Source organism: Mesorhizobium sp. LEGMi-168a (genome assembly GCF_058312955.1).
In genome coordinates this window covers 389152-411762 of record NZ_JBZEGV010000002.1, presented here as the reverse complement: position 1 = coordinate 411762, position 22611 = coordinate 389152, and the positions used below count along the sequence as shown (strand labels likewise).

23 protein-coding genes are annotated in these 22611 nt (G+C 64.3%); 14 read left to right on the top strand and 9 right to left on the bottom strand.

The features are described 5' to 3' along the window. The first annotated feature begins 34 nt into the window (after window positions 1-34). The 10 genes from ctaD (at window position 35) to rnhA (ending at window position 8233) form a co-directional block, all read left to right on the top strand. Window positions 35-1684, top strand: coding sequence for a cytochrome c oxidase subunit I (gene ctaD / locus AC4FWB_RS05230; RefSeq protein WP_491024734.1), 1650 nt, complete (start codon window positions 35-37; stop codon window positions 1682-1684). Between the two features lie 70 nt (window positions 1685-1754). After that, the gene (locus tag AC4FWB_RS05225; protein WP_491024732.1) at window positions 1755-2699 is read left to right on the top strand and encodes a heme o synthase; all 945 of its coding nucleotides are present in this window, start codon (window positions 1755-1757) and stop codon (window positions 2697-2699) included. Next, entirely contained in the window at window positions 2696-2878 is a 183-nt protein-coding gene (locus AC4FWB_RS05220; RefSeq protein ID WP_126101449.1) for a cytochrome c oxidase system small membrane protein, read from the top strand. The genes AC4FWB_RS05225 and AC4FWB_RS05220 overlap by 4 nt, the downstream gene beginning before the upstream one ends. A gap of 7 nt (window positions 2879-2885) precedes the next feature. After that, the gene (locus AC4FWB_RS05215) at window positions 2886-3521 is read left to right on the top strand and encodes a cytochrome c oxidase assembly protein (RefSeq protein ID WP_491024730.1); all 636 of its coding nucleotides are present in this window, start codon (window positions 2886-2888) and stop codon (window positions 3519-3521) included. 1 nt (window position 3522) lies between these two features. Next, window positions 3523-4404 carry a cytochrome c oxidase subunit 3 gene (locus tag AC4FWB_RS05210; protein ID WP_491024729.1) on the top strand — a complete coding sequence of 294 codons (882 nt, stop codon included), beginning with the start codon at window positions 3523-3525 and terminating at the stop codon, window positions 4402-4404. An 85-nt stretch (window positions 4405-4489) separates the two neighbouring features. After that, the gene (locus tag AC4FWB_RS05205) at window positions 4490-4906 is read left to right on the top strand and encodes a DUF983 domain-containing protein (RefSeq protein WP_491024728.1); all 417 of its coding nucleotides are present in this window, start codon (window positions 4490-4492) and stop codon (window positions 4904-4906) included. Next, window positions 4903-5658, top strand: a complete 756-nt coding sequence (locus tag AC4FWB_RS05200) for an SURF1 family protein (protein WP_491024727.1) — start codon at window positions 4903-4905, stop codon at window positions 5656-5658. Before AC4FWB_RS05205 ends, AC4FWB_RS05200 begins: the two co-directional genes overlap by 4 nt. A 74-nt stretch (window positions 5659-5732) precedes the next feature. Continuing rightward, the gene (gene ispH / locus AC4FWB_RS05195) at window positions 5733-6737 is read left to right on the top strand and encodes a 4-hydroxy-3-methylbut-2-enyl diphosphate reductase (protein WP_491024726.1); all 1005 of its coding nucleotides are present in this window, start codon (window positions 5733-5735) and stop codon (window positions 6735-6737) included. A 6-nt stretch (window positions 6738-6743) separates the two neighbouring features. Continuing rightward, window positions 6744-7706 (top strand): homoserine kinase, encoded by a 963-nt coding sequence (locus AC4FWB_RS05190; protein WP_491024725.1) that lies wholly within the window; start codon window positions 6744-6746, stop codon window positions 7704-7706. Continuing rightward, window positions 7703-8233 (top strand): ribonuclease HI, encoded by a 531-nt coding sequence (gene rnhA, locus AC4FWB_RS05185; protein ID WP_491024724.1) that lies wholly within the window; start codon window positions 7703-7705, stop codon window positions 8231-8233. The genes AC4FWB_RS05190 and rnhA overlap by 4 nt, the downstream gene beginning before the upstream one ends. A 211-nt stretch (window positions 8234-8444) precedes the next feature. On the opposite strand, the gene AC4FWB_RS05180 is transcribed toward rnhA, so the two are convergent. From AC4FWB_RS05180 to AC4FWB_RS05170, 3 genes are all read right to left on the bottom strand, one after another. Beyond that, window positions 8445-8921, bottom strand: a complete 477-nt coding sequence (locus tag AC4FWB_RS05180; RefSeq protein ID WP_491024723.1) for a DUF2938 domain-containing protein — start codon at window positions 8919-8921, stop codon at window positions 8445-8447. Further along, window positions 8921-9403, bottom strand: coding sequence for a peroxiredoxin (locus tag AC4FWB_RS05175; RefSeq protein WP_491024722.1), 483 nt, complete (start codon window positions 9401-9403; stop codon window positions 8921-8923). Before AC4FWB_RS05175 ends, AC4FWB_RS05180 begins: the two co-directional genes overlap by 1 nt. Before the next feature lie 79 nt (window positions 9404-9482). Next, a complete protein-coding gene (locus AC4FWB_RS05170; RefSeq protein WP_491024721.1) occupies window positions 9483-10289 on the bottom strand; it encodes a protein-disulfide reductase DsbD domain-containing protein in 807 nt (268 codons plus the stop codon). Window positions 10290-10416: 127 nt separating this feature from the next. Here AC4FWB_RS05170 and AC4FWB_RS05165 point away from each other — a divergent pair, with 127 nt between their 5' ends. Further along, window positions 10417-11022, top strand: a complete 606-nt coding sequence (locus tag AC4FWB_RS05165) for a YqgE/AlgH family protein (protein WP_320220216.1) — start codon at window positions 10417-10419, stop codon at window positions 11020-11022. A 307-nt stretch (window positions 11023-11329) separates the two neighbouring features. Here the strand turns inward: AC4FWB_RS05165 and AC4FWB_RS05160 are convergent, their stop codons facing one another. From AC4FWB_RS05160 to thrC, 4 genes are read right to left on the bottom strand one after another with little or no spacing between them, the layout of a single operon-like run. Then, complete coding sequence (locus tag AC4FWB_RS05160) at window positions 11330-14218, bottom strand: EAL domain-containing protein (protein WP_491024719.1); 2889 nt, start codon at window positions 14216-14218, stop codon at window positions 11330-11332. 3 nt (window positions 14219-14221) lie between these two features. Continuing rightward, window positions 14222-14818, bottom strand: coding sequence for a GNAT family N-acetyltransferase (locus AC4FWB_RS05155; RefSeq protein WP_491024718.1), 597 nt, complete (start codon window positions 14816-14818; stop codon window positions 14222-14224). A gap of 16 nt (window positions 14819-14834) precedes the next feature. Beyond that, window positions 14835-16127, bottom strand: coding sequence for a M16 family metallopeptidase (locus AC4FWB_RS05150; RefSeq protein ID WP_491024716.1), 1293 nt, complete (start codon window positions 16125-16127; stop codon window positions 14835-14837). A 14-nt stretch (window positions 16128-16141) separates the two neighbouring features. Continuing rightward, complete coding sequence (gene thrC / locus AC4FWB_RS05145; protein WP_491024715.1) at window positions 16142-17539, bottom strand: threonine synthase; 1398 nt, start codon at window positions 17537-17539, stop codon at window positions 16142-16144. A gap of 128 nt (window positions 17540-17667) precedes the next feature. Here thrC and AC4FWB_RS05140 point away from each other — a divergent pair, with 128 nt between their 5' ends. Continuing rightward, entirely contained in the window at window positions 17668-18408 is a 741-nt protein-coding gene (locus AC4FWB_RS05140; protein ID WP_491024714.1) for a hypothetical protein, read from the top strand. A 9-nt stretch (window positions 18409-18417) separates the two neighbouring features. Here AC4FWB_RS05140 and AC4FWB_RS05135 read toward each other — a convergent pair whose 3' ends face one another. Next, window positions 18418-19980: a winged helix-turn-helix domain-containing tetratricopeptide repeat protein gene (locus AC4FWB_RS05135; RefSeq protein WP_491024712.1), complete on the bottom strand. Its 1563-nt coding sequence runs from the start codon at window positions 19978-19980 to the stop codon at window positions 18418-18420. A gap of 109 nt (window positions 19981-20089) precedes the next feature. Here AC4FWB_RS05135 and AC4FWB_RS05130 point away from each other — a divergent pair, with 109 nt between their 5' ends. After that, the gene (locus AC4FWB_RS05130) at window positions 20090-20551 is read left to right on the top strand and encodes a cupin domain-containing protein (protein ID WP_491024710.1); all 462 of its coding nucleotides are present in this window, start codon (window positions 20090-20092) and stop codon (window positions 20549-20551) included. A 44-nt stretch (window positions 20552-20595) separates the two neighbouring features. Here AC4FWB_RS05130 and AC4FWB_RS05125 read toward each other — a convergent pair whose 3' ends face one another. After that, entirely contained in the window at window positions 20596-21285 is a 690-nt protein-coding gene (locus tag AC4FWB_RS05125; RefSeq protein ID WP_491024709.1) for an HAD family hydrolase, read from the bottom strand. Between the two features lie 173 nt (window positions 21286-21458). Between AC4FWB_RS05125 and AC4FWB_RS05120 the strand changes: the two genes are divergently transcribed. Next, window positions 21459-22592: a site-specific DNA-methyltransferase gene (locus AC4FWB_RS05120; RefSeq protein WP_491024708.1), complete on the top strand. Its 1134-nt coding sequence runs from the start codon at window positions 21459-21461 to the stop codon at window positions 22590-22592. The last annotated feature ends 19 nt before the right edge of the window (window positions 22593-22611 follow it).

Sequence of the window (22611 nt, the reverse complement as noted above, 5' to 3'; positions counted from 1 at the left end):
GCGGGTTAGCAAGATTTAGGGAACGGAGCGGAATATGGCAGAGGCTGCAGCTCACGACCACCACGACCATAGGCCGCACGGCTGGGTCCGCTGGGTGTACTCGACCAACCACAAGGACATCGGCACGCTCTACCTGATCTTCGCGATCATGGCCGGCATTGTCGGCGGCGCGCTTTCGGTCGCCATCCGCATGGAGCTGCAGGAGCCGGGCATCCAGATATTCAGCGGTCTGGCGCAGATGGTCTATGGCATGCAGGGCGATGCAGCCATCGACGGCGGCAAGAGCATGTACAATGCCTTCGGCGCCGCGCATGGCCTGATCATGATCTTCTTCATGGTGATGCCGGCGCTCATCGGCGGCTTCGCCAACTGGATGGTGCCGATCATGATCGGCGCGCCGGACATGGCCTTCCCGCGCATGAACAACATCTCCTTCTGGCTGCTGCCGCCGGCCTTCATCCTGCTGCTCTGCTCGATGTTCGTGCCGAGCGCGCCCGGCGCCTTCGGCGTCGGCGGCGGCTGGACGATCTATCCGCCGCTCTCGACCTCCGGCCAGCCTGGCCCGGCGATGGATCTGGCGATTCTGTCGATCCACATCGCCGGCGCCTCGTCGATCCTCGGCGCGATCAACTTCATCACCACCATCTTCAACATGCGCGCGCCTGGCATGACCATGCACAAGATGCCGCTGTTTGCATGGGCGGTGCTGATCACGGCCTTCCTGCTGCTCTTGTCGCTGCCGGTTCTGGCTGGTGGCATCACCATGCTGCTCACCGACCGCAACTTCGGCACCTCCTTCTTCGTGCCGGACAATGGCGGCGACCCGCTGCTCTTCCAGCACCTGTTCTGGTTCTTCGGCCACCCCGAGGTGTACATCCTGATCCTGCCGGGCTTCGGCATCATCAGCCACATCGTCTCGACCTTCTCGAAGAAGCCCGTCTTCGGCTATCTCGGCATGGCCTACGCCATGGTCGCGATCGGCGCCGTCGGCTTCATCGTCTGGGCGCACCACATGTACACCACCGGCCTGTCGCTCGACACGCAGCGCTATTTCGTGTTCGCCACCATGGTCATCGCGGTGCCGACCGGCGTGAAGATCTTCTCCTGGATCGCCACGATGTGGGGCGGCTCGATCAGCTTCAAGCCGCCGATGCTGTGGGCGCTGGGCTTCATCTTCCTGTTCACGATCGGTGGCGTCACCGGCGTTCAGCTCGCCAATGCCGGTCTCGACCGCTCGCTGCACGACACCTATTTCGTGATCGCACACTTCCACTACGTGCTGTCGCTGGGCGCGGTGTTCGCCATCTTCGCCGGCTGGTACTACTGGTTCCCGAAGATGACCGGCTACATGTACTCGCCGGTGATCGCCAACACCCACTTCTGGGTCACCTTCGTCGGCGTCAACCTGATCTTCTTCCCGCAGCACTTCCTCGGTCTCGCCGGCATGCCGCGCCGTACCGTCGACTATCCGGATGCTTTTGCCGGCTGGAACATGGTCTCGTCCTACGGCTCCTACATCGCGGCCGTCGGTGTCGCGATCTTCCTCTACGGCGTGTTCGAAGCGTTCCAAAAGAAGCGCGTCGCGGGCGCCAATCCATGGGGCGAGGGCGCCACCACGCTCGAATGGCAGCTGCCTTCGCCGCCGCCGTTCCACCAATGGGAACAGCTGCCGAAGATCAAGTAAGCAGCAACGCATGCGAGGCCGCCGGTCAGCCGGCGGTCTTGGCCAACGGAATGATGGACTTTAAGTACGCATGGCCCTTGCCGACGACAGATTGATGGAGAAAGCGGGCTTTCACATGTCGGAAGCGACCGCGGGCGATTTCTTCGCCCTCCTGAAGCCGCGCGTCATGTCGCTGGTCGTCTTCACGGCCTTCGTCGGCATGGTCGCGGCGCCGGTCGCGATCAATCCGCTGCTGGCGGTGATCGCCATCCTGGCGATTGCCATCGGCGCCGGCGCCTCGGGCGCGCTCAACATGTGGTATGACGCCGACATCGACGCGGTGATGACGAGGACCGCCAGCCGTCCGGTGCCGGCCGGCCGCGTCACGCCCGGCGAGGCGCTGAGCTTCGGCTTGGTGCTCTCCGTGCTGTCGGTGATGACGCTTGGCGTGCTGGTCAACTGGCTGTCGGCGGCGCTGCTCGCCTTCACCATCTTCTTCTACGCCGTCATCTACACGATGTGGCTGAAGCGCTGGACGCCGCAGAACATCGTCATCGGCGGCGCCGCCGGGGCCATTCCGCCGGTGATCGGCTGGGCGGCCGTGACCGGATCGGTCAGTCTCGAAAGCCTGATCCTGTTCCTCATCATCTTCCTCTGGACGCCGCCGCATTTCTGGGCGCTGGCGCTGTTCAAGTCGGATGACTATTCCCGCGCGGGTATCCCGATGATGCCGAACGTCGCCGGTCACGCCTCGACCCGGCGTCAGATCTTTGCCTATGCGCTGATCCTCGCGCCGGTGGGCGTGCTGCCCTGGGTGCTCGGCTACACCACGGCCGCCTACGGGATCGTCTCCATGGCGCTCGGCCTGGGCTTCGTCTGGTATGCCTGGAAGGTGCTGGGCATGAGCGACGACGACCGCGCGATGAAGCCGGCCAAGGCGCTGTTCGGCTATTCGCTGCTTTATCTTTTCGCAATCTTCGCCGCCTATCTCGTCGACAGCGTGGTCGGGCGCGCCCTCATGACGGGGGGAGCATGATCGTGGCCGACAAGAACCTCGAACTGGTCACTTTGACCGAACGCCAGCGGAAGGCGCGGCGCAACCGCTCGGTCGCCATCGGCGTGGCGCTGGCCGCGCTCGTCATCATCTTCTATGTCGCGACCATCGTGAAGTTCGGCCACAATGCTTCTGGCCTCACGCCTACGAACTTGATGTGAGGCGGCGATGAACGGCGAGATCACCTCCAGGCCCGTCAGGAAGAACAGCAACCGCGTCATCGTGGCGGTCTGCCTGGCTTTCTTCACCGGCATGGTCGGCATGGCTTACGCGGCGGTGCCCCTTTACAAGATGTTCTGCCAAGCCACCGGCTATGGCGGCACGACGCAGCGCGCCGAGAAGCAATATGCCGGCCGCGTGCTCGACCGTGACATCACCATCCGCTTCGACGCCAACACCAACGGCATTCCGTGGCAGTTCGAGCCCGTCGCCCGCTCGGTGACGATCAAGATCGGCGAGACCACGCAGGCGCATTACAGCGCGACCAACAAGTTCGACCGCCCGATCACCGGCCGCGCCTCCTTCAACGTGCAGCCGGAAATGGCCGGCGCCTATTTCAACAAGGTGGAGTGCTTCTGCTTCACCGACACGACGCTGAAGCCCGGCGAGACGCTGGACATGCCGGTCGTGTTCTATGTCGATCCAGACATCGTCAACGTGCCGGAACTGAAGGACTTGAAGACCATCACCCTGTCCTACACGATGTTCCCGGTCGAGAAGAAACAGCCGGTCGCTTCGTCCGCGCCGGCCGCTGGCAGCAGCAACAACAAAGTTCCAGATTCCGAAGCAAGCCTCGGGGGTTGATATGGCAGACGCGCACGCAAAACCGAACCACGACTACCATCTCGTCAATCCCAGCCCCTGGCCTTTCCTCGGCTCGATCGGCGCGCTGGTCACGGCCATCGGCGGCGTCTGCCTGATGCAGTATCTGAAGGCGGGCAACTTCCCGGTCTTCGGCCACAACATCGCCAATCCGTGGCTGTTCTTCATCGGCCTGATCATCGTGCTCTATACGATGTTTGCCTGGTGGTCGGACACCATCAAGGAAGCGCATGAGGGCCACCACACGCGCGTCGTGTCGCTGCACCTGCGCTACGGCATGATCATGTTCATCGCCTCCGAGGTGATGTTCTTCGTCGCCTGGTTCTGGGCCTTCTTCGACGCCAGCCTGTTCCCGGGCGAAGCCACGCAATATGCCCGCACCACCTTCACCGGCGGCGTATGGCCGCCGAAGGGCCTGGAGGTTCTCGACCCCTTCCACCTGCCGCTCTACAACACCATCATCCTGCTCCTGTCGGGCACGACGGTGACCTGGGCGCACCACTCGCTCATCCATGGCGACCGCAAGGGCCTGATCAACGGCCTGGTGCTGACCGTCGGCCTCGGCATGCTGTTCACCATGGTGCAGGCCTACGAGTACATGCACGCGCCGTTCGCGTTCAAGGATTCCATCTACGGCGCCACCTTCTTCATGGCGACCGGCTTCCACGGCTTCCATGTCATCATCGGCACCATCTTCCTGTTCGTCTGCCTGGTGCGCGCGATACGCGGCGACTTCACCCCGAAGCAGCATTTCGGCTTCGAGGCGGCCGCCTGGTACTGGCACTTCGTCGACGTGGTCTGGCTGTTCCTGTTCAGCTGCATCTATGTCTGGGCGTCGAACGGCGCGTTGATCGAAGCCCACTAAATCAACGGCTTTCGGAATTCCAAAAGGGCGGCTGCGGCGACGTGGCCGCCTTATCTTTTTGAGTGAAAGGGGCTACGGTGCGGACATGAGCGAAGACAAGGCCATCGAAGACAGGGCGATCAAAGACAGGGCGATCTGGCCGCCCATCGACCCGGTTTCGGCCGGACTGCACGGCCGTTGCCCGCGCTGCGGCGAGGGCAAGCTGTTCTCCGGCTTCCTCACCGTCGGCAAGCGCTGCTACAATTGCGGCCTCGACTATTCCTTTGCCGATGCCGGCGACGGCCCGGCCGTCTTCGTCATCCTGATCATCGGCTTCATCGTCGTCGGCCTGGCGCTGTGGATGGAGGTGACGCTGAGCCCGCCGCTCTGGCTGCATTTCATCTTGTGGATACCGCTGGCGCTGGTGCTGTGCCTGACGGCGTTGCGCCTGATCAAGGGCGTGCTGATCACTCTGCAATATTCGAAGAAAGCCGCGGAAGGCAGGCTGGACAGCGGCCAATGAGCGACGCGACCAGTTTGGCAGCCGGCCGTTCGCGGCCGCGCAACGCATTGCTGCTTGGGCTCGGCCTTGTCCTGTTCGCCATTCTCCTCGGTCTCGGCACCTGGCAGGTGCAGCGCCTTCACTGGAAGGAAGGCCTGCTCGGCACCATCGACCGGCGCACCCATGCGGCGCCCCTGCCGCTGGCCGATGTCGAGAGAGAGTTCGCCGCCTCCCACGATGTCGATTACACGCCGGTGACGGTGACGGGCACCTTCCTGCACCAGGGTGAGCGGCATTTCTTCTCGACCTGGGAAGGCGACACCGGCTTCAACGTCTACACGCCCTTGCAGCTCGATGACGGCCGTTTCGTGCTCGTCAATCGCGGCTTCGTTCCTTACGACCTCAAGGATCCGGCCAAGCGCCGGCAGGGCGATGTCGCCGGCAAGGTGACGGTGACCGGGCTCGCCCGCAATCCGCTGCCGGGCAAGCCCTCGATGATGCTGCCCGACAACGATGTCGCCAAGAACATCTTCTACTGGAAGGACCGCGACGTCATGGCCTCAACCGCGGGCCTGCCAGCCGGCGCCGTGCTGGTGCCGTTCTTCATCGACGCCGACAAGACGCCGAATCCCGGCGGCCTGCCAGTCGGCGGCGTCACCATCATCGATTTGCCGAACAACCACCTGCAATATGCCGTCACCTGGTACGGCCTTGCAGCCGCCCTTGCCGCCGTGCTGATCCTCAGGCTCCGCCGCCCGGCGAAAGACGGGTGAACGCCCCCGCTCTTGACAGGGCAGGGGTGCGCACATCATTTCGCCGTCAGGTTCGAAACATCCGGCTAGTGCTCATGATTCAGAAAAAGCCACCGCTGACCATCAGGCTCTGCCAGCCGCGCGGCTTCTGCGCCGGCGTCGACCGCGCCATCCAGATCGTCGTGCTGGCGCTGAAGAAATACGGCGCGCCGGTCTATGTCCGCCACGAGATCGTGCATAACCGCTACGTCGTCGAGGGGCTGCAGAGCCTGGGCGCGGTGTTCATCGAGGAGCTCTCGGAGATCCCGCCCGAGCATCGCCAGTCGCCGGTCGTCTTTTCCGCGCATGGCGTGCCGAAATCGGTGCCGGCCGACGCCGAGGCGCGCAACCTCTTCTATCTCGACGCTACCTGTCCGCTGGTGTCGAAAGTGCACAAGCAGGCGATGCGCCACCAGCGGCTCGGCCGCCACGTGCTTTTGATCGGTCATGCCGGCCACCCGGAAGTGATCGGCACGATGGGCCAGCTGCCGGAGGGTGCGGTCACCCTGATCGAGACCGAGGCGGACGCAGCAACCTTCGTGCCGGCGGATCCGGCGGCGCTTGGCTTCGTCACCCAGACGACGCTGTCGGTCGAGGACACCGCCGGCATCATCCGGGCGCTCGAGCAGCGGTTCCCGGAGCTTCACGCGGCGGCGGCCGAATCGATCTGCTATGCCACCACCAACCGCCAGGAGGCGGTGAAGGAAACGGCCGCCGGCGCCGACCTCTTCCTCGTCGTCGGCGCGCCGAACTCGTCCAACTCGCGGCGCCTTGTCGAAGTGGCGGAGCGTGCGGGTGCCGCGATGTCGCTTCTCGTGCAGCGGGCTTCCGAAATTCCGTGGGATGAGATCGGCGAGATCTCGACGCTGGGTCTGTCGGCCGGCGCTTCGGCGCCGGAAATCATCGTCGACGAGATCATCGACGCGTTCCGGCAGCGCTTCGACGTCACCATCGATCTGGCCATCACGGCCACGGAAACGGAGGATTTTCCGGTGATGCGGGTGTTGCGCGATGTCGAACTGACGGCGGCCGATATGGCCTTCGTCAACGGAGCCTCGTAAACCCAAATGGCTGTCTACACCGACGTCAACGAAAACGAGCTCAGCACGTTTCTCAAAGCCTATCCGGTGGGTGAGCTCCTGTCCTACAAGGGCATCGCCGAGGGCACCGAGAACTCGAATTTCCTTGTCCACGCCTCCACCGGCTCCTACATCCTGACGCTCTACGAGAAGCGCGTCGACAAGGCCGATCTGCCCTTTTTCCTCGGCCTGATGGGTCATCTTGCGCGGAAAGGCATTTCCTGCCCGCTTCCGGTCACCGCGCATGACGGCACCGTCATCGGCACGCTCGCCGGGCGCCCCGCCGTCATCATCACCTTCCTCGAGGGCCTGTCGCTCAGGCGCCCGACGGCCGCGCATTGCGCCGAGGTCGGCAAGGCGCTGGCCGCGCTCCATCTCGCCGGCCGGGATTTCCCGATGAAGCGCCCGAACGCGCTTGCCATCGAAGGCTGGCGCAAGCTCTGGGCCGCATCGCGCGACCGCGCCGACGAGGTCGAGCCGGGGCTGGCGGCAGAGGTCGACGCCGACTTCGCCGACTTCGAGCGCAACTGGCCGGCCGGCTTGCCGCAAGGCATCATCCATGCCGATCTCTTCCCGGACAATGTCTTCTTCCTCGGCGAGAAGCTCTCCGGCCTGATCGACTTCTATTTCGCCTGCGACGACCTCTATGCCTATGATGTCGCCACCTGCCTCAACGCCTGGTGCTTCGAGAAGGATTTTTCCTTCAACCTCACCAAGGGCACGGCGCTGCTTGCCGGTTACCAGTCGGTGCGGCCGCTGGAGAGCGAGGAAAGGGCGGCGCTGCCGATGCTGGCGCGCGGCTCGGCGCTGCGCTTCATGCTGACCAGGCTGTACGATTGGCTGACCATTCCCAATGGCGGGCTGGTGATGAAGCGCGATCCGACCGAATATATCCGCCGCATGCGCTTCCACCGCGCGATCAAATCTCCTTCCGAATACGGACTGACATGAGCAAAGAGGTCGAGATATTCACCGACGGCGCCTGCTCCGGAAATCCGGGGCCTGGCGGCTGGGGCGCCGTGCTGCGCTACAACGGCGTCACCAAGGAGCTGTCGGGCGGCGAGGCGGAGACCACCAACAACCGCATGGAATTGCTTGCGGCAATCACCGCGCTGAATGCGCTGAAAGAACCCTGCACGGTCGACCTCTACACCGACAGCAAATACGTCATGGACGGCATCTCCAAATGGATCCATGGCTGGAAGAAGAACGGCTGGAAGACCGGCGACAAGAAGCCGGTCAAGAACGGCGAGCTCTGGCAGGCGCTCGACGAGGCCAACAAGCGCCACAAGGTCATCTGGCACTGGGTGAAGGGCCATGCCGGCCACCCGGAGAACGAGCGCGCCGACGAACTGGCGCGGCAAGGCATGGCGCCGTTCAAGCCGAAGTCGGCGAGGCCGGCGCCAGTTGCTGCACCGAAGCCCGAAGGCGCTCCGGCCAGGAAGCCAGCGCCCCGACGGTCGACGCAGAGCTACTGACATGTACGCACCGATGCCAAGTTGGTTTGGTAAGCGCGAACTGGATCAAGAAGACCTTCGCCAGCTGCGGCGACTCTGGGATGAGGGCAAGGCGAGCGGTAAACCAGAGCGCTTAGATTTTCACGCCCTCCGAAGGGAAGCTCGGAAGAAACTGACGGAAGCGGAGCCGAAGGGCTGTTAGCTCGTGAAACCGAGCTGCCCGTTTATCCGCTCAGCGGATCATCAGCGCCGTGGAAAACAGGCCGAGCGCGAACACCGTGTGCGACACGAGGTTGAGCGCGCGGACCAGCATCGGGTTGGGCAGTTTGGATGCCGCCCAGCCGGCGCCCATGCCGGGCGCCAGCAGGAACCAGCCGGCGCCGACGGTGACGATGCCGAGGATGAAGGCCGGCAGGAAGGTCGGCGCCGCCAGCCAGCCCGCTCCCGCGAGCACGACCAGGATGACGCCGTAGAGGATGCCGACGAGATAATGGAACGCCCAGCCCAGCGCCTTCTCATGCGCATAGGGCGCGGCCTGGCCGATGTCGTCGTGGAACACCTTCTCGGGCAGGTGCCGGACCCAGCGGCCGACCAGACCCCAATTCGGCCGGGGCAGGCCGAACGCCTTGTTGAGGACGATTGCCCAGACGTCCATGAACACCGTGGCGCCGATGCCGATCGTCACCGCACGCCAGACGATATCGAGCATCAGAGCTGCTCGAGGATCTTGGCCGCGCCGCTCTCGTCGACGCCCGGCTTGGTTTCGACATTGAGCGCCACGACCTTGCCGTCGTCGACAATCATCGAAAAGCGCTTCGAGCGCAGCCCCATGCCGTTTGCGGAAAGGTCGTTGTCGAGCCCGACCGATTTGGCGAAGTCGCCGCTGCCATCGGCCAGAAAGAGGATCTTGCCTTCGCCGCCGGTGAAGCGCGCCCAGGCGCCCATAACATGGACGTCGTTGACCGAGACGACCGCAATGGTGTCGACGCCGCGCGCCAGGATGGCGTCGTGGTTCTCGAGATAGCCCGGCAGGTGGTTGTTGCTGCAGGTCGGCGTGAAGGCGCCGGGAACGCCGAACAGCACGACCTTCTTTCCGGCAAAGATTTCGGCGCCTTTGATCGGCTTCGCGCCGTCGGCGGTCATGATCTTGAAGGTCGCCTCGGGCAGTTTTTCGCCAACCGAAATGGTCATGGGTTCCTCGCTTGGGAGATTGGAAGGATCTGTGCGTATCGGACTGAGCGACTTCCCGCAACCGTTCAGCAAGCCTGGATCAAGGGAAAGGCAGCACCCCGTCGACCGAACCCTCGGCGCTGGTCAGCGTGTAGTAGAGCCCGCCATCCGTGGGCGTCGCCGACGGCCGGTCGAGGATCGGCACGGTGAAGACGACCTTGCCGTCCTTCTCGCTGCGCGCCGGCGCGCCGAACATGTAGTCGCGCTCGCCGGCGATGAAGAAATCGACGGAATCCGGATCGCCCGGCGAATGCGCCTCGACGACAAGGGTTTCGTGGTCGCCGGGCAGCACGCGGACGCCGAAATCCGGCCGCGCGGGCGAGGGAAGCGTTGCAAGCGCCGTCTTCACCAGCGCCGCGTCCGTGGCGTTGTCCGGATCGGACGCCGGATCGACGCTGAGCCGCGTCTGCACCGGAATGCAGATCGTCTCGCATATGCCGAGGAAGACGTTGGCATCGATGGTCGCCGGCTGGTCGGGCGACGACAGCGTGAAGGTCACCGGCAGCGACACGGGACGATCGTAGCCGGCCCATTTGCCGTAGCCGTCGTCGTGGCGCTGCGGCGGCGGAAACGACAGCCGCGCGTTGGCGATGTTGGTGCTGGCCGAGACGTCGAGTTGCGGCGGCACGCCGGAATCGCCAGGATCGCGCCAATAGGTTTTCCAGCCGGGTTTGAGCACAATGTCAAGCACGCCGTGGATCTTGCCCGCCTCGTCCGGCTTGCCGCTGGTCACCAGCCGCACCTTGCCGCCTTCGCTGTTGTACCAGGCCGAGGACGATGCCTCTGCAGGCAAGCCCGCACCCAGGCCGATGACGGCGCCGAGCGCCACAATGTTCAGGTATCGCATGGCGCTGATTTGATCGCCCGTTCTTGGCCGCGCAATGATTTCATGCTGCTGCCGGTATCATATTTGCGTGACATCCGGCAGCCTCACCATCTTTTCGGCGCGGCGGAAACGCGTTACGCTCAGCCTCATGGACCTATTGCGCCACAAGAAGAGGGCCGGCCGCGGCTTTCTCGACGACCAGTTCCTGATTGCCATGCCCGGCATGAAGGACGACCGTTTCACGCGCTCTGTCATCTACATTTGCGCCCATAGCGACGAGGGCGCGATGGGCCTGATCATCAACCAGACGCAGCAGATGCTGTTCCCTGACCTTCTGGTGCAGCTTGGCATAATGAACGAGCAGGAGGCGATCCGCCTGCCGGCGCATGCCCGCGACTTCGTCGTGCGCAATGGCGGGCCGGTCGATCGCAGCCGCGGCTTCGTGCTGCATTCCGGCGACTATCGCGTGGAATCCTCGCTCAGCGTCTCCGACGACATCTGCCTGACCGCCACGGTCGACATCTTGCGTGCCATCTCGACGGGCCGCGGGCCGCGTCACGCGCTGATGGCGCTCGGCTATTCCGGCTGGGGCGCAGGCCAGCTCGAAAGCGAGATCGCCGAGAATGGCTGGCTGACCTGTCCGGCCACGACCGAGCTTTTGTTCGACGCCGACATCGAGCGCAAATACGACCGTATCCTCGCTTCGATCGGCATCGATCTCGCCCATTTGAGCGCCGCCGCCGGCCACGCTTAGGGACAGGTGCACAGCGAAGGGCCGTGGCATGGAGCCTCGCAGACGTTGAAGGTTAGCTGAGACGCCCAAGCCTTCGTCATCCTAGGGCGAAGCAGGAGCGAAGCTCCGTCGCGGAGACCCTAGGATTCATTCCGTGACCTTCAAGTGAAGCGCAACGGAGCAGAATTCTGCACCGCTTTCAACGCCTTAGCGTCACGGAATGGATCCTCGGGTCAAGCCCGAGGATGACGACGCGATGGATGTCACGGCCAATTGCCGAGGGCTCTGCTACTCCACCAGGACGACAGGCCTCATCAGGCGTACCTGATCAGGCCTGCGTCAGCGGGTACTGCTCCCTCAAGGTCTTCAGCACCTGGTCGCCGGGCATCGGCGCGCCGAACATGAAGCTCTGGACATATTCGCAGCCCATCTGGCGCAGCTCCAGCGCGTCGCTCTCGTCGGAGATGCCTTCGGCGACGACCGACAGGCCGAGCTCATGCGCCATGTTGACCATGGATTTGAGCAGCACCGCCCGCTTCGGCGTGTCGTCGTCGACGAAGCTCTTGTCGATCTTGATCGTATCGAAGGGGAAGCGCGTCAGATAGGAGAGCGAGGAATAGCCGGTGCCGAAATCGTCGAGCGACAGTCCGATGCCGAGTTGCTTGAGCTTGGTCAGCACATGCGCGGTCTGCTCGGGATTGTCCATCACCAGAGATTCGGTGAGCTCGAGCCGGAAGCAGCGCGGCTTGAGATTGGCGCGCGCGATGACCGAGCGGACATCGCTGACCAGATCGCGGCGGATGAGCTGCCGGCTGGACAGATTGACCGAGACCGACAGCGGCGCGTCGCCGATCTGCTTCTGCCAGGCCGCCAGATCCTCGGCCGCCTGCTGCATGGCGAACAGGCCGAGCTGCACGATCAGCCCGCAATTCTCGGCCACCGGGATGAAGTCTCCTGGCGGGATCATGCCGCGTCGCGGATGATCCCAGCGCAGCAAGGCCTCGAAGCCGGCAACGCTGCCGTCCTCCAGCCGCACGATCGGCTGGTAGGCAAGCGTGAACTCGCGCCGCTCGATGGCGCGGCGAAGATCGGATTCGAACTGCAGCCGGTCGGTGCCGACGGTGCGGAAGGCCGGCCGGAACGGCTCGATCCTGTCGCCGCCGAAGCGCTTGGCCTGGTGCATGGCGAGCTCGGCGTCCTTGACCATGTCCTCTGACGAGGTCTGCGCCGTCGTCCAGGTGATCAGGCCGATCGAGGCGGTGAGCACGATCTCGCGCTTGGCGAAGGTGATCGGGTTGTTGATGGCATGTTTCACGGCGTCGGCCATGGCGGCGATGCGGGCCGGATCCTGCTCGGAGAGCAGCATCAGCGCGAACTGGTCGCCGGCAAAGCGCGACAGCGAATCCTTGGGCTTGAGCAAACGGTGCAGCCGGCGCGCGATGGTGAGCAGAATGGTGTCGCCGGCCGAGATGCCGAGGCCGTCATTGACCTGCTTGAAGCGGTCGATGTCGATGACGAACACGGTCGGGCGCACCTTGTCCTCGGTGCGGGCGATCGAGATGATCGCCTCCAGCCGGTTCATGAACAGCTCGCGGTTCGGCAGGCCCGTCAGATTGTCGTGCACGGCGTCGTGCAGCAGCCTCTCCTCGGACTTCTTCTGCTCGGTCACGTCGACCATGGTGCCGACGCAGCGGATCACTTCGCCATCCGAGCCGATCACCGGCCGCGCTCTGAGCGAGAACCAGTGATAGTGGCCGTCGGCGCCGCGCAGACGGAAATTCTGCGCTACCCGGCCGCGGCGGTGCTCCAGCACCACGTCGAGCGTGGTGCGGAAGGTGTCGCGGTCGTCGGCATGCAGCACCGGCAGCCAGTTGCGCGCCGCACCCGACAGGCTGTTTGGCGCGAGGCCGAGCTGCAGGCTGATGTCGGGCTTGGTCACCACGCGGTCGCGCAGCACATCCCAGTCCCACACGATGTCACCCGATCCGGCGACGGCGAGCGCCTGGCGCTCGAGGTCGGAGAACAGGCCCTGGTGCAGCGCGCCGCCGGCAAAGGCGTGCTGCATGACGGTGAAGCCGATGAGCAGAATGATCAGGATCAGGCCGCCGCCCAGCGCCGGCTGGGCGATGTCGTTGTCCAGCATGCCGGTGATCGCCATCCACGACCCGCATAGCCATAGGAGCACCATCACCCAACTCGGCACCAGCATGATGGCGCGGTCATAGCCGCGAATACCGAGGAAGATGATGAGGCCGAGGCCGGTGAGCGCGGTGGCGGCGAAGGAGATGCGGGCGATGCCGGCGGCGACCGCCGGGTCGACGATTGCCACACCGGCAATCAAGAGCAGCCCGAGGATCCAGACCAGCGCGCCATAGCTGAAATGGCCATGCCATCGGTTGAGGTTGAGATAGGCGAACAGGAACACCACGAAGGTCGCGGCCAAGGCCACCTCGGTGCCGGCCCGCCACATCTGTTCGTTTCCGGGCGAGATCTCGATGACCTTGTTGAGGAAGCCGAAATCGACGCAGATATAGGCAAGCACCGCCCAGGCGAGCGCGGCGGTGGCGGGGAACATCGAGGTTCCCTTGACCACGAAAAGGATGGTCAGAAACAGCGCCAGCAGGCCGGCGATGCCGATGACGATGCCGCGGAACAGCGTGTAGGAATTGACCGAGTCCTTGTAGGATTCGGGATCCCACAGATAGACTTGCGGCAGCTTCGGCGAGGCAAGCTCGGCGATGAAGGTGACGACCGTTCCGGGGTTCAGCGTCACCCGGAAAACGTCGGCGTCGGGGCTGGTCTGGCGATCTAGCGCGAAGCCTTCGCTAGGGGTGATCGCCGCGATCCGGGTCGAGCCGAGGTCCGGCCAGAAGATGCCGGAATTTACCAGGCGGAAATGCGGCGCGACAATCAACCGGTCGAGCTGCTGGTCGGTGGTGTTGGCGAGCGCGAACACCGCCCAGTCGCCGGTCGAACGCGCGTCATTGGCCTCGACCTCGATGCGCCGCACGATGCCGTCGGGGCCGGGCGCGGTCGAGACCTGGAAGTTTTCGCCCTGGTTCCGGTAGATCTCGACGGCGCCCGAAAGGTCGAGCGCCTTGTCGTCGCGGGCAATCTTGATCGGCTCGACGGCAAGCGCGGGTGCTACTGCCGAGAGCGTGACGACAGCCGTCAGGATGAGGGCGAACAGCGACGCGATTCGCGAAAAATTCGTCACATATCAGCCCTTCGTTCCATCACCCGGCGGATCGTCCGCGATCCGGGCGTAGAGGTAGTGATCCTGCCAGACGCCGTTGATCCTGAGATAGGATCGCAAAAGTCCTTCGCGCCGGAATCCGGCTTTTTCAAGCACGCGGATCGATCGGGCGTTGTCGGGAATACAGGCAGCCTCGATCCGGTGCAACCTCAGCGTATCGAAGGCAAAACGCGACACCAGCTTGACCGCGTCGGTCATCAGGCCGCGGCCGCCGAAGCGCTCGCCGATCCAGTAGCCGATATGGCCGCTTTGCGCGACGCCGTGGCGGATATTGCCGAGCGTGATGCCGCCGGCGAGCTTGCCGCTCGACTTCTCGAAGATGAAGAAGGCGATGGCCGTGCCTTGCGCATAGTCCTCGCGGTAGCGGCTGATGCGCAGCCGCCAGGCGGTGCGGTCGAGCTCGTCCGGCTGCCAGCGCGGCTCCCATGGCTCCAGGAAGGCCCTGCTTTCGCCGCGCAGCGTCGACCATTCGCGGTAGTCATTGGTCAGCGGCACGCGCAGCGTGACCTTTTCGCCCTTCAGTGCCGGCAGGTCGCGGCGAAAGAAAGGGAGCGCGAACACGGCTCTTGAACGGAGGTTAGACGGCGAGCCTGCGGGCCGTCGTCTGCGGGCCCGCAAGCGATTCGAGGATCGCCTCGTAGGGCGCCAGCGTGCCCACGGGGCCGACCGCCGTCAGCGTCGGTTTGGTCGAGAACAGCCGCGAGGAGAGATCGGTCAGCCGCTCGACGGTCAGCGCCGCCAGCCGCTCCATCAACTCCTCCTTGGCGATCGGCCGCCCGAACAGAAGCAATTGCCTTGCGATCTGCGAGGCGCGGCTTGCAGGGCTCTCGGCCGACATGATCAGGCCGGCGCGATATTGCGCGCGCGCCCGGTCGAGCTCTTCCTGCTGGATGCTTTCGCCGGCCTTCTGCAATTCGTCGATGATCACCGGCACCAGCTTGGCGATATCGCTCTGCCCGGTCGCGGCGTGCACGCCGAAAATGCCGGTGTCGGAAAAGCCCCAGTGGAAGGCATAGACCGAATAGCACAGGCCGCGCTTCTCGCGCACCTCCTGGAACAGCCGCGACGACATGCCGCCGCCGAGGATCATCGACAGCACCTGCGAGGCGTAGAAGTCGCGCACATGGTAGGCGCGGCCTTCGAAGCCGAGCACGATCTGCGCGTCCATCAGGTCGCGGTCCTCACGGAAGTCGCCGCCGACATATTGGGCATATTGCGGAATGCTGCTGTCGGCCTTGGCGCGAAAGCCGCCGAGCTGCTTTTCGACCTCGCGCACGAAATTGTCGTGCTTGATGTCGCCGGCGGCCACGATCACCATCCGCTCGGCGCCATATTGCCGTTCGATGAAATCGTGCAACTGCTTGGAGGTGAAGGATTTGACCGTCTCCGGCGTGCCGAGGATCGAGCGGCCGATGGTCTGATGGCGGAAGGCGGTTTCGGTGAAGCGGTCGAAGACGATGTCGTCGGGCGTATCGTGCGCGGCGCCGATCTCCTGCAGGATCACATGCTGCTCGCGCTCCAGTTCCTCGGGGTCGAATTCCGATTCCTGCAGGATGTCGGCCAGGATATCGACGGCCAGCGGCACGTCGTCGGAGAGCACCCTGGCGTAGTAGGACGTCGTTTCGACGCTGGTGGCGGCGTTGATCTCGCCGCCGACATTCTCGATTTCCGAGGCGATCTCGAAGGCGCTGCGCCGCTTCGTTCCCTTGAACGCCATATGCTCGAGCAGATGGGCCATGCCATGCTCTTCATCGCGTTCATTGCGGGCGCCCGACTTCACCCAGGCACCAAGGGCAACGGATTCGAGACTTGGAAGGGTTTCGGTGGCGACTGTCAGGCCGTTCGACAGACGGCTTACCTCAACACCCATATGGCAACTACTCCCTAACGGGCCGCCCGCGTGTGGCGGCTCACGTAATCTTCCACCATTTTCAGCTCGGATGGAAGTATGGTGTACTTTTCGTCGGCTGTCATCAAGTCGCCCAGCCACGAGGGCAGGGCCGGGACAATGCCGCTGGCGGCCTCGACCGCTGCCGGAAACTTCGCCGGATGCGCGGTGCCGAGCACGATCATGGGGACAGAGCCGGGGGCGTGGGCGGCCGCCACATGCACGGCCGCCGCCGTGTGCGGATCGAGCAGATAGCTGCTTTTTTCAAGCGTCTTGCGGATGGTTGCGGCGACCTCGTCGACGCTGGCGCGGCCGGCGTCGAACTCGGCGCGGATGCGCGACATTTCGCCCGCTTCGATGGTGAAGGCGCCGGATTGCTTCAGCCCGTTCATGTAGCGCCTGACCGTGGCGGCATCGCGGCCAGCTGCCTCGAACAGCAGGCGCTCGAAGTTCGACGACACCTGGATGTCCATCGACGGCGAGGTGGTGGCGAACACGCCCTTGGTTCGGTATTCGCCGCTCGATAGTGTGCGCGCCAATATGTCGTTGTCGTTGGTGGCGATGATCAGCCGCTCAACCGGCAGCCCCATGCGCTTGGCGGCGTATCCGGCGAAAATATCGCCGAAATTGCCGGTCGGCACGGTGAAGGACACCGGCCGCTCGGGCGCGCCGAGCGACAGCGCCGAGGAGAAGTAATAGACGATCTGGGCCATGATGCGGGCCCAGTTGATCGAATTGACGCCAGACAGCGACACACGGTCGCGGAAGGCGTGGTCGTTGAACATATCCTTCACCAGGCCCTGGCAATCGTCGAAATTGCCTTCGATCGACAGCGCATGGACGTTCGCAGCAGCCGACGTCGTCATCTGCCGCTGCTGCACCGGCGAGACCTTGCCGTTGGGGAAAAGGATGAAGATGTCGGTGCGGTCGCGCCCCGCGAAGGCGTCTATGGCAGCACCCCCGGTGTCGCCCGAGGTGGCGCCGACGATGGTCGCGCGTTGGCCCCGTTCGGCGAGCACATGGTCCATCAGCCGCGCCAGCAGCTGCATTGCCACGTCCTTGAAGGCCAGCGTCGGGCCGTGGAAGAGCTCGAGGACAAAGCCGTTGGCGTCGGTCTGCACCAGCGGGCACACCGCATCGTGCCGGAAAGTCGCATAGGCCTCGCGCACCAGCCGCTCGAACACGGGGGCGGCAATCTCGCCGTCGAGGAAGGGCGTCAGGACGCGGATGGCAAGGTCGGGATAGGCAAGGCCGCGCATGGCGCGGATGTCGGCAGCCGAGAACTGCGGCCACTCGCGCGGCACGTAAAGCCCGCCGTCGCGCGCCAGCCCGGCCAGCACCGCGTCGGAAAATCCAAGCACGGGCGCATCCCCGCGGGTACTCACATATTGCATCGTCAAAGGCCTATCGTTGCCGGCCGCATCATCCACGGCAAATTGGTTAATTTTCCGAGCCGGCTCAGTCGCATTTTCGCCGCGGCGTTGATATACGTCACCGGCTTTGTGAGAGGGAAGTGCAGTTTATGACGTTTTATTCGGTCAACCGTCGTCTTGTCGCGGGTCTGGCGCTTGCCGGCTTTATGCTTGCCGCCGCCGGCTGCCAATCGAGCGACAACGGTATCCTGAACCTCGGCTTCGGCAAGAAGGATCCGACCGCGCCGCCGCCGCCGCAGGACCCCAAGGTGCTGGCAAGCCAGTTGCGCGCCTACTGCCCGAAGGTGACGCTGCGCGACGGCACCGCCTACTTCAATACCTATGCCAAGGGCGCGACCGCGAAGCCGAAGAAAAAGAAGGGCGATGCGACCGAGGGCGCCGATGCGGCAGCCGCCGCGGCCGCGCAGACCGGGCCCGACGGCGCTCCGGTCGATCCCAATCGCGATCCGGCCAAGATCATCTACCAGGCTTCGATTACCGACCTGACGCGCGACTGCACACACGAGAACGGCCAGCTGACGATGAAGATCGCGGTCGCCGGCAAGGTCGTGCCGGGGCCGCTGTTCGCGCCGGGCACCGTCACCATGCCGATCCGCGTCGCGGTCCAGCACGGGCCTGACGTGCTCTATTCGCAGCTCCACCAGTACCAGGTGCAGGTCACCGATCCGTCTGCGGCCACGCAGTTCGTCTTCACCGACGCCAATGTCGTGGTGCCGGAGCCCAGCGCGACCGACTACCAGGCCTATGCCGGCTACGATGAGAACACGCCGGCAGCGACGACGGGCAAGGGCAAGAGGAAGAAGCGGGTCGCGGCGGCAGCAACGAACTGAGGCGCCGGGCTACTCTGGCAACCCGGCGCTCCTTAACGCGCTGCCAAGAACCTCCGCGAGCGCGGGCGCGCAATTCACGCCTGCAAACTGGCGGCTGTAGCGAAAGGCAGGCTGAAGCTCGAGCACGCGGGCGGCGGCCGCCCTTGCTTCGTCCAATCGGCCAAGCTTGGCCAGCGCGGCGGCCAATTGCACATAGGTGATACTATGTGCCGGATTGGCCTGAACGGACTTGTAGGCCGCACGGCAAGCTTCTTCGTAGCGGCCGCGCAGCAAATGGCTCGCTGCCTGCGCATCAAACGCGGCCCAGGCCCAGGAATCGAACGGGCTTAGCCGCAGACCCCGCTCGCTCCATTCTATCGCGCGCTCCGCTTCGCCGCTCCATCCGAGAATGACACTGCCCAGAATGTAGGTCAGCGCAGATGAGGGGCTGATGGCGAGGGCGGCTTCCAATGCCGTGAATGCAGCGGCGCGATCGTGCGCATCCATTCCGATGGAGAAGCCGGCCCATGTCAGCGCGAGCGCATCATCCTGTCCATGGACGATGGCCGACCGGGCGTGGCGGATCGAAGACGCACGGTTGATCTCCTGCAGACCGGCGCGAAGGAACAAGCAATGGTGGCACATCGCGGCATTGCCATGCGCCAACGCATAGCCTGGTTCGAGCGCGATCGCGCGGTCAAGAAGCACCAGCGCTCTGGTCACTTGCTCCGGCATGCCTGAATCGACGTCGGGCTGGGCTTGCAGCACGAGATCGTAGGCATCGAGACTGTCGGGGCGCTTGCGCCTGACACGTTCGATTTCGGCTTTCCGCAGGCTCGGCGCAATCGCGCCCACTGCTGACAGGGCGATCTCGTCTTGAAGCGCAAAAATGTCTTCGCAGCTGCGATCGTAGCGCTCGGCCCATATATGCGCGCCGGTCGATGCATCGATCATCTGCCCGGTAACACGCACGCTACCGCCGGCCTTGCGCACACTGCCTTCGAGGACATAGCGAACGCCAAGCTCGCGGCCGACCTGCTTAACGTCCACCGCGCGACCCTTATAGGTGAAGGTCGAGTTTCGTGCGATGACGAACAGCCACTTGACGCGTGCCAGGCCAGTGATGATGTCGTCGACCATTCCGTCGGCAAAGTACTCTTGCTCAGGATCGCCGCTCAAGTTCGAGAACGGCAGGACCGCGACGGAGGGTTTCTCGGGCGGGGTCGGCGCCGACGCGGCGCGGGCGGCGGCCGAGGCATCAGGAACATTCGTGGCGACGGCCGGTCCGACATAGCGATAGCCGCGGCGCGGCAGTGTTTCGATCCAGCTCTCGGCATCCGCAGCGTCAGCCAGCACCCGCCGCAAGGCTGCGATCTGAACCGTCAGATTGTTGTCGGCAACCGCCAATCCGCCCCAGCCGGCCTCGATCAGCGCGTCCTTGGACACTGGTACGCCAGCGTTCTCGATCAGCACTCGCAGCAGCGCGACGGCGCGCTGCCCAAGTATGGTCGGCTCGGCGCCGTAAAAGAGAATGCCCACCTCCGGATCGAGGCGGAACGGGCCGAACTGGTAGAGGTCGCCTCCGATTGTCATTCGCGTCTTTTAGCAAATTTTTGGCAACGGATTCACGACTTTCCGGCACGGGCGGCCGATGTTGCGCAAATGCTTGCCTGAAGCAGGCGCCAACTCAGAGGAGGATCATATGAGCGCCAATGCCGTCATCCGCATGCCCGATGAGAGGAAGGGCGTCATGCTGCGTGGTCATCCTATGGCTTTCCTCGTCACCGGCGAAAATACCAGGCATACGAGCATGTTCGATTGGACGATCCCGCCGGAGTTCGCCACCGGGCGGCATGTTCACCGGGTGCAGGAGGAGACCTTCTACCTGCTCGAGGGCGAGTGTGAGTGGCATGTCGGCGACAAGACGATCCGCGCAACGCCCGGAACCTATCTGTTCATCCCGCCGGGATTGCCGCACAACATCACCAACGTCAGCGACAAACCGGCCCGCGTGCTGATGACCGTTTCTCCGCCTGGCCACGAGCACTATTTCGAAGAACTCGCCAAGCTCGCGGCGCAGGGTGTGCCGGATCCAAAAGCGCTCGCCGATCTGCGAAACCGCTACGACACCGACCAGCTCTCGACGTTGACAACGCGCGCTTAGGTTTCGTCCCCAACCTTTGGACGCGAGCAGATTTTCCGGTGATCCTACGCGTCTTCCGACCACTCCGACAAAGCCGCGATCGTGCTGTTCAGTTCCGCCCAGCGGCGGATGACCGTTTCGGCGCCGGCCTCGGTCAGCGCGTCGGCATGGCCGGGATAGCTATGCCCGGCGCCGGTGAAGCCGATGACGCGCATGCCGGCCGCCCTGGCGCCGGTGATGCCGTGCACGGAATCCTCGATGACGAAGGTATTCTTCGGGTCGGCGCCTAGCTTCTCGGCGGCATAGAGAAAGACGTCCGGCGCCGGCTTGGTCTTCTTGCTGGGGATGTCGAGCCCGGAGAAGATGCGGCCGGCGAAGAACGGCAGCAGGCGCACTTTCTCCAGCATGAACTCGACCCGTTCACCGCGTGAGTTGGAGCAGACGGCGCGCGGCGCCGTGACGGCCGCGACCGCCTCGCGGGCGCCGTCGATAATGCGTACGTCGCTGCGCAGCTTGCGGTCGACCAATTCCTCCTCGCGGTCGATCAGCGAGGCTTGGAACGGAGTGTGCGACTTCTCCTCGACCCGCATCAATATGTCTTTGAAGGTCAGCCCGGCATAGGTCTCGGCAATTTCCTCGGCCGAGATTTCGTACCCGGCCAAGGTGATGAGCTCGGCGTCAACGCGCGCGGCGATGATTTCGGAATCGACGAGCACGCCGTCGCAATCGAAGATGACAAGGTCTGGCTGGGGCATGGCAATCCGGAACGCGGAGGAGGAAACATGGCCTGACTGGCCCAAGCGGCGCGGCATACACCAATGGGCCGGTTTCCGCAAACCGCACGAAGCTCCGCAGCCTTCACCGAATGTTTACGCTGATCGGTAACCATAACAGCCAGTAAACCGTAACGCGTGCTTTGGGTGTTTTGATGTCTGCCGTGCGTCTTCTCGACGAACTTTCCCACGCTCCCCAGCAGTCCGAATGGCTGGACACGATCCTGAAAGGCGACTGCGTCGCGGCCCTCGACAGGTTGCCGGAAAAGTCGATCGATGTCGTCTTCGCCGACCCGCCCTACAATCTGCAGCTCGATGGCGACCTGCACCGGCCCGACCAGTCCAAGGTCGACGCCGTCGACGACGACTGGGACCAGTTCGAAAGTTTCGAGGCCTATGATGCTTTCACCCGCGCCTGGCTGCTGGCGGCGCGCCGCGTGCTGAAGCCAAGCGGCACGATCTGGGTCATCGGCTCCTATCACAACATCTTCCGCGTCGGCGCCCGGATGCAGGATCTCGGCTTCTGGATCCTCAACGACGTCGTCTGGCGCAAGACCAATCCGATGCCGAACTTCCGCGGCCGCCGCTTCCAGAACGCGCATGAGACGATGATCTGGGCCTCGCGCGACCAGAAGGCCAAGGGCTACACCTTCAACTACGAGGCGCTGAAGGCGTCGAACGACGATCTGCAGATGCGCTCCGACTGGCTGTTCCCGATCTGCACCGGCGGCGAGCGGCTGAAGGACGAGAACGGCAACAAGCTGCACCCGACGCAGAAGCCGGAAGCGCTGCTTGCCCGCATCATGATGGCCTCGACCAAGCCGGGCGACGTCGTGCTCGACCCCTTCTTCGGCTCGGGCACCACGGGCGCCGTCGCCAAACGCCTTGGCCGCCACTTCGTCGGCATCGAGCGCGAGCAGGCCTATATCGACGCCGCCAACGAGCGCATCGCTGCCGTTCGTCCGCTGGAGGACGCCGATCTTACCGTGCTCTCCGGCAAACGCGCCGAGCCGCGCGTCGCCTTCATCAGCCTGATCGATACCGGCCTGGTAGCGCCCGGCGCCACGCTCTACGACGCCAAGAAGCGCTGGGCCGCCAAGGTGCGCGCCGACGGCACGCTGGCGATCGGCGACAGCGCCGGCTCGATCCACAAGATCGGCGCCGAGGTGCAGGGGCTGGATGCCTGCAACGGCTGGACCTTCTGGCACTATGAGCGCAGCGGCGGCCTCACCCCGATCGACGAATTGCGCCGCATCGCACGCCTCGGCATGGAGCGGGCGGGAGCCTGACCCGCTTGAATCAAGACTT

Bases quoted from the DNA above. Each gene is read 5' to 3' on its own strand.
- thrC (WP_491024715.1), bottom strand. From the start codon at position 17,539: ATGCAATATGTGAGTACCCGCGGGGATGCGCCCGTGCTTGGATTTTCC.
- AC4FWB_RS05175 (WP_491024722.1), bottom strand. From the start codon at position 9,403: ATGACCATTTCGGTTGGCGAAAAACTGCCCGAGGCGACCTTCAAGATC.
- AC4FWB_RS05215 (WP_491024730.1), top strand. From the start codon at position 2,886: ATGAACGGCGAGATCACCTCCAGGCCCGTCAGGAAGAACAGCAACCGC.
- rnhA (WP_491024724.1), top strand. From the start codon at position 7,703: ATGAGCAAAGAGGTCGAGATATTCACCGACGGCGCCTGCTCCGGAAAT.
- AC4FWB_RS05210 (WP_491024729.1), top strand. From the start codon at position 3,523: ATGGCAGACGCGCACGCAAAACCGAACCACGACTACCATCTCGTCAAT.
- AC4FWB_RS05170 (WP_491024721.1), bottom strand. From the start codon at position 10,289: ATGCGATACCTGAACATTGTGGCGCTCGGCGCCGTCATCGGCCTGGGT.
- AC4FWB_RS05165 (WP_320220216.1), top strand. From the start codon at position 10,417: ATGGACCTATTGCGCCACAAGAAGAGGGCCGGCCGCGGCTTTCTCGAC.
- AC4FWB_RS05225 (WP_491024732.1), top strand. From the start codon at position 1,755: ATGGCCCTTGCCGACGACAGATTGATGGAGAAAGCGGGCTTTCACATG.
- ispH (WP_491024726.1), top strand. From the start codon at position 5,733: ATGATTCAGAAAAAGCCACCGCTGACCATCAGGCTCTGCCAGCCGCGC.
- AC4FWB_RS05200 (WP_491024727.1), top strand. From the start codon at position 4,903: ATGAGCGACGCGACCAGTTTGGCAGCCGGCCGTTCGCGGCCGCGCAAC.
- AC4FWB_RS05205 (WP_491024728.1), top strand. From the start codon at position 4,490: ATGAGCGAAGACAAGGCCATCGAAGACAGGGCGATCAAAGACAGGGCG.
- AC4FWB_RS05150 (WP_491024716.1), bottom strand. From the start codon at position 16,127: ATGGGTGTTGAGGTAAGCCGTCTGTCGAACGGCCTGACAGTCGCCACC.
- AC4FWB_RS05135 (WP_491024712.1), bottom strand. From the start codon at position 19,980: ATGACAATCGGAGGCGACCTCTACCAGTTCGGCCCGTTCCGCCTCGAT.
- ctaD (WP_491024734.1), top strand. From the start codon at position 35: ATGGCAGAGGCTGCAGCTCACGACCACCACGACCATAGGCCGCACGGC.
- AC4FWB_RS05120 (WP_491024708.1), top strand. From the start codon at position 21,459: ATGTCTGCCGTGCGTCTTCTCGACGAACTTTCCCACGCTCCCCAGCAG.
- AC4FWB_RS05190 (WP_491024725.1), top strand. From the start codon at position 6,744: ATGGCTGTCTACACCGACGTCAACGAAAACGAGCTCAGCACGTTTCTC.
- AC4FWB_RS05125 (WP_491024709.1), bottom strand. From the start codon at position 21,285: ATGCCCCAGCCAGACCTTGTCATCTTCGATTGCGACGGCGTGCTCGTC.
- AC4FWB_RS05140 (WP_491024714.1), top strand. From the start codon at position 17,668: ATGACGTTTTATTCGGTCAACCGTCGTCTTGTCGCGGGTCTGGCGCTT.
- AC4FWB_RS05180 (WP_491024723.1), bottom strand. From the start codon at position 8,921: ATGCTCGATATCGTCTGGCGTGCGGTGACGATCGGCATCGGCGCCACG.
- AC4FWB_RS05220 (WP_126101449.1), top strand. From the start codon at position 2,696: ATGATCGTGGCCGACAAGAACCTCGAACTGGTCACTTTGACCGAACGC.
- AC4FWB_RS05130 (WP_491024710.1), top strand. From the start codon at position 20,090: ATGAGCGCCAATGCCGTCATCCGCATGCCCGATGAGAGGAAGGGCGTC.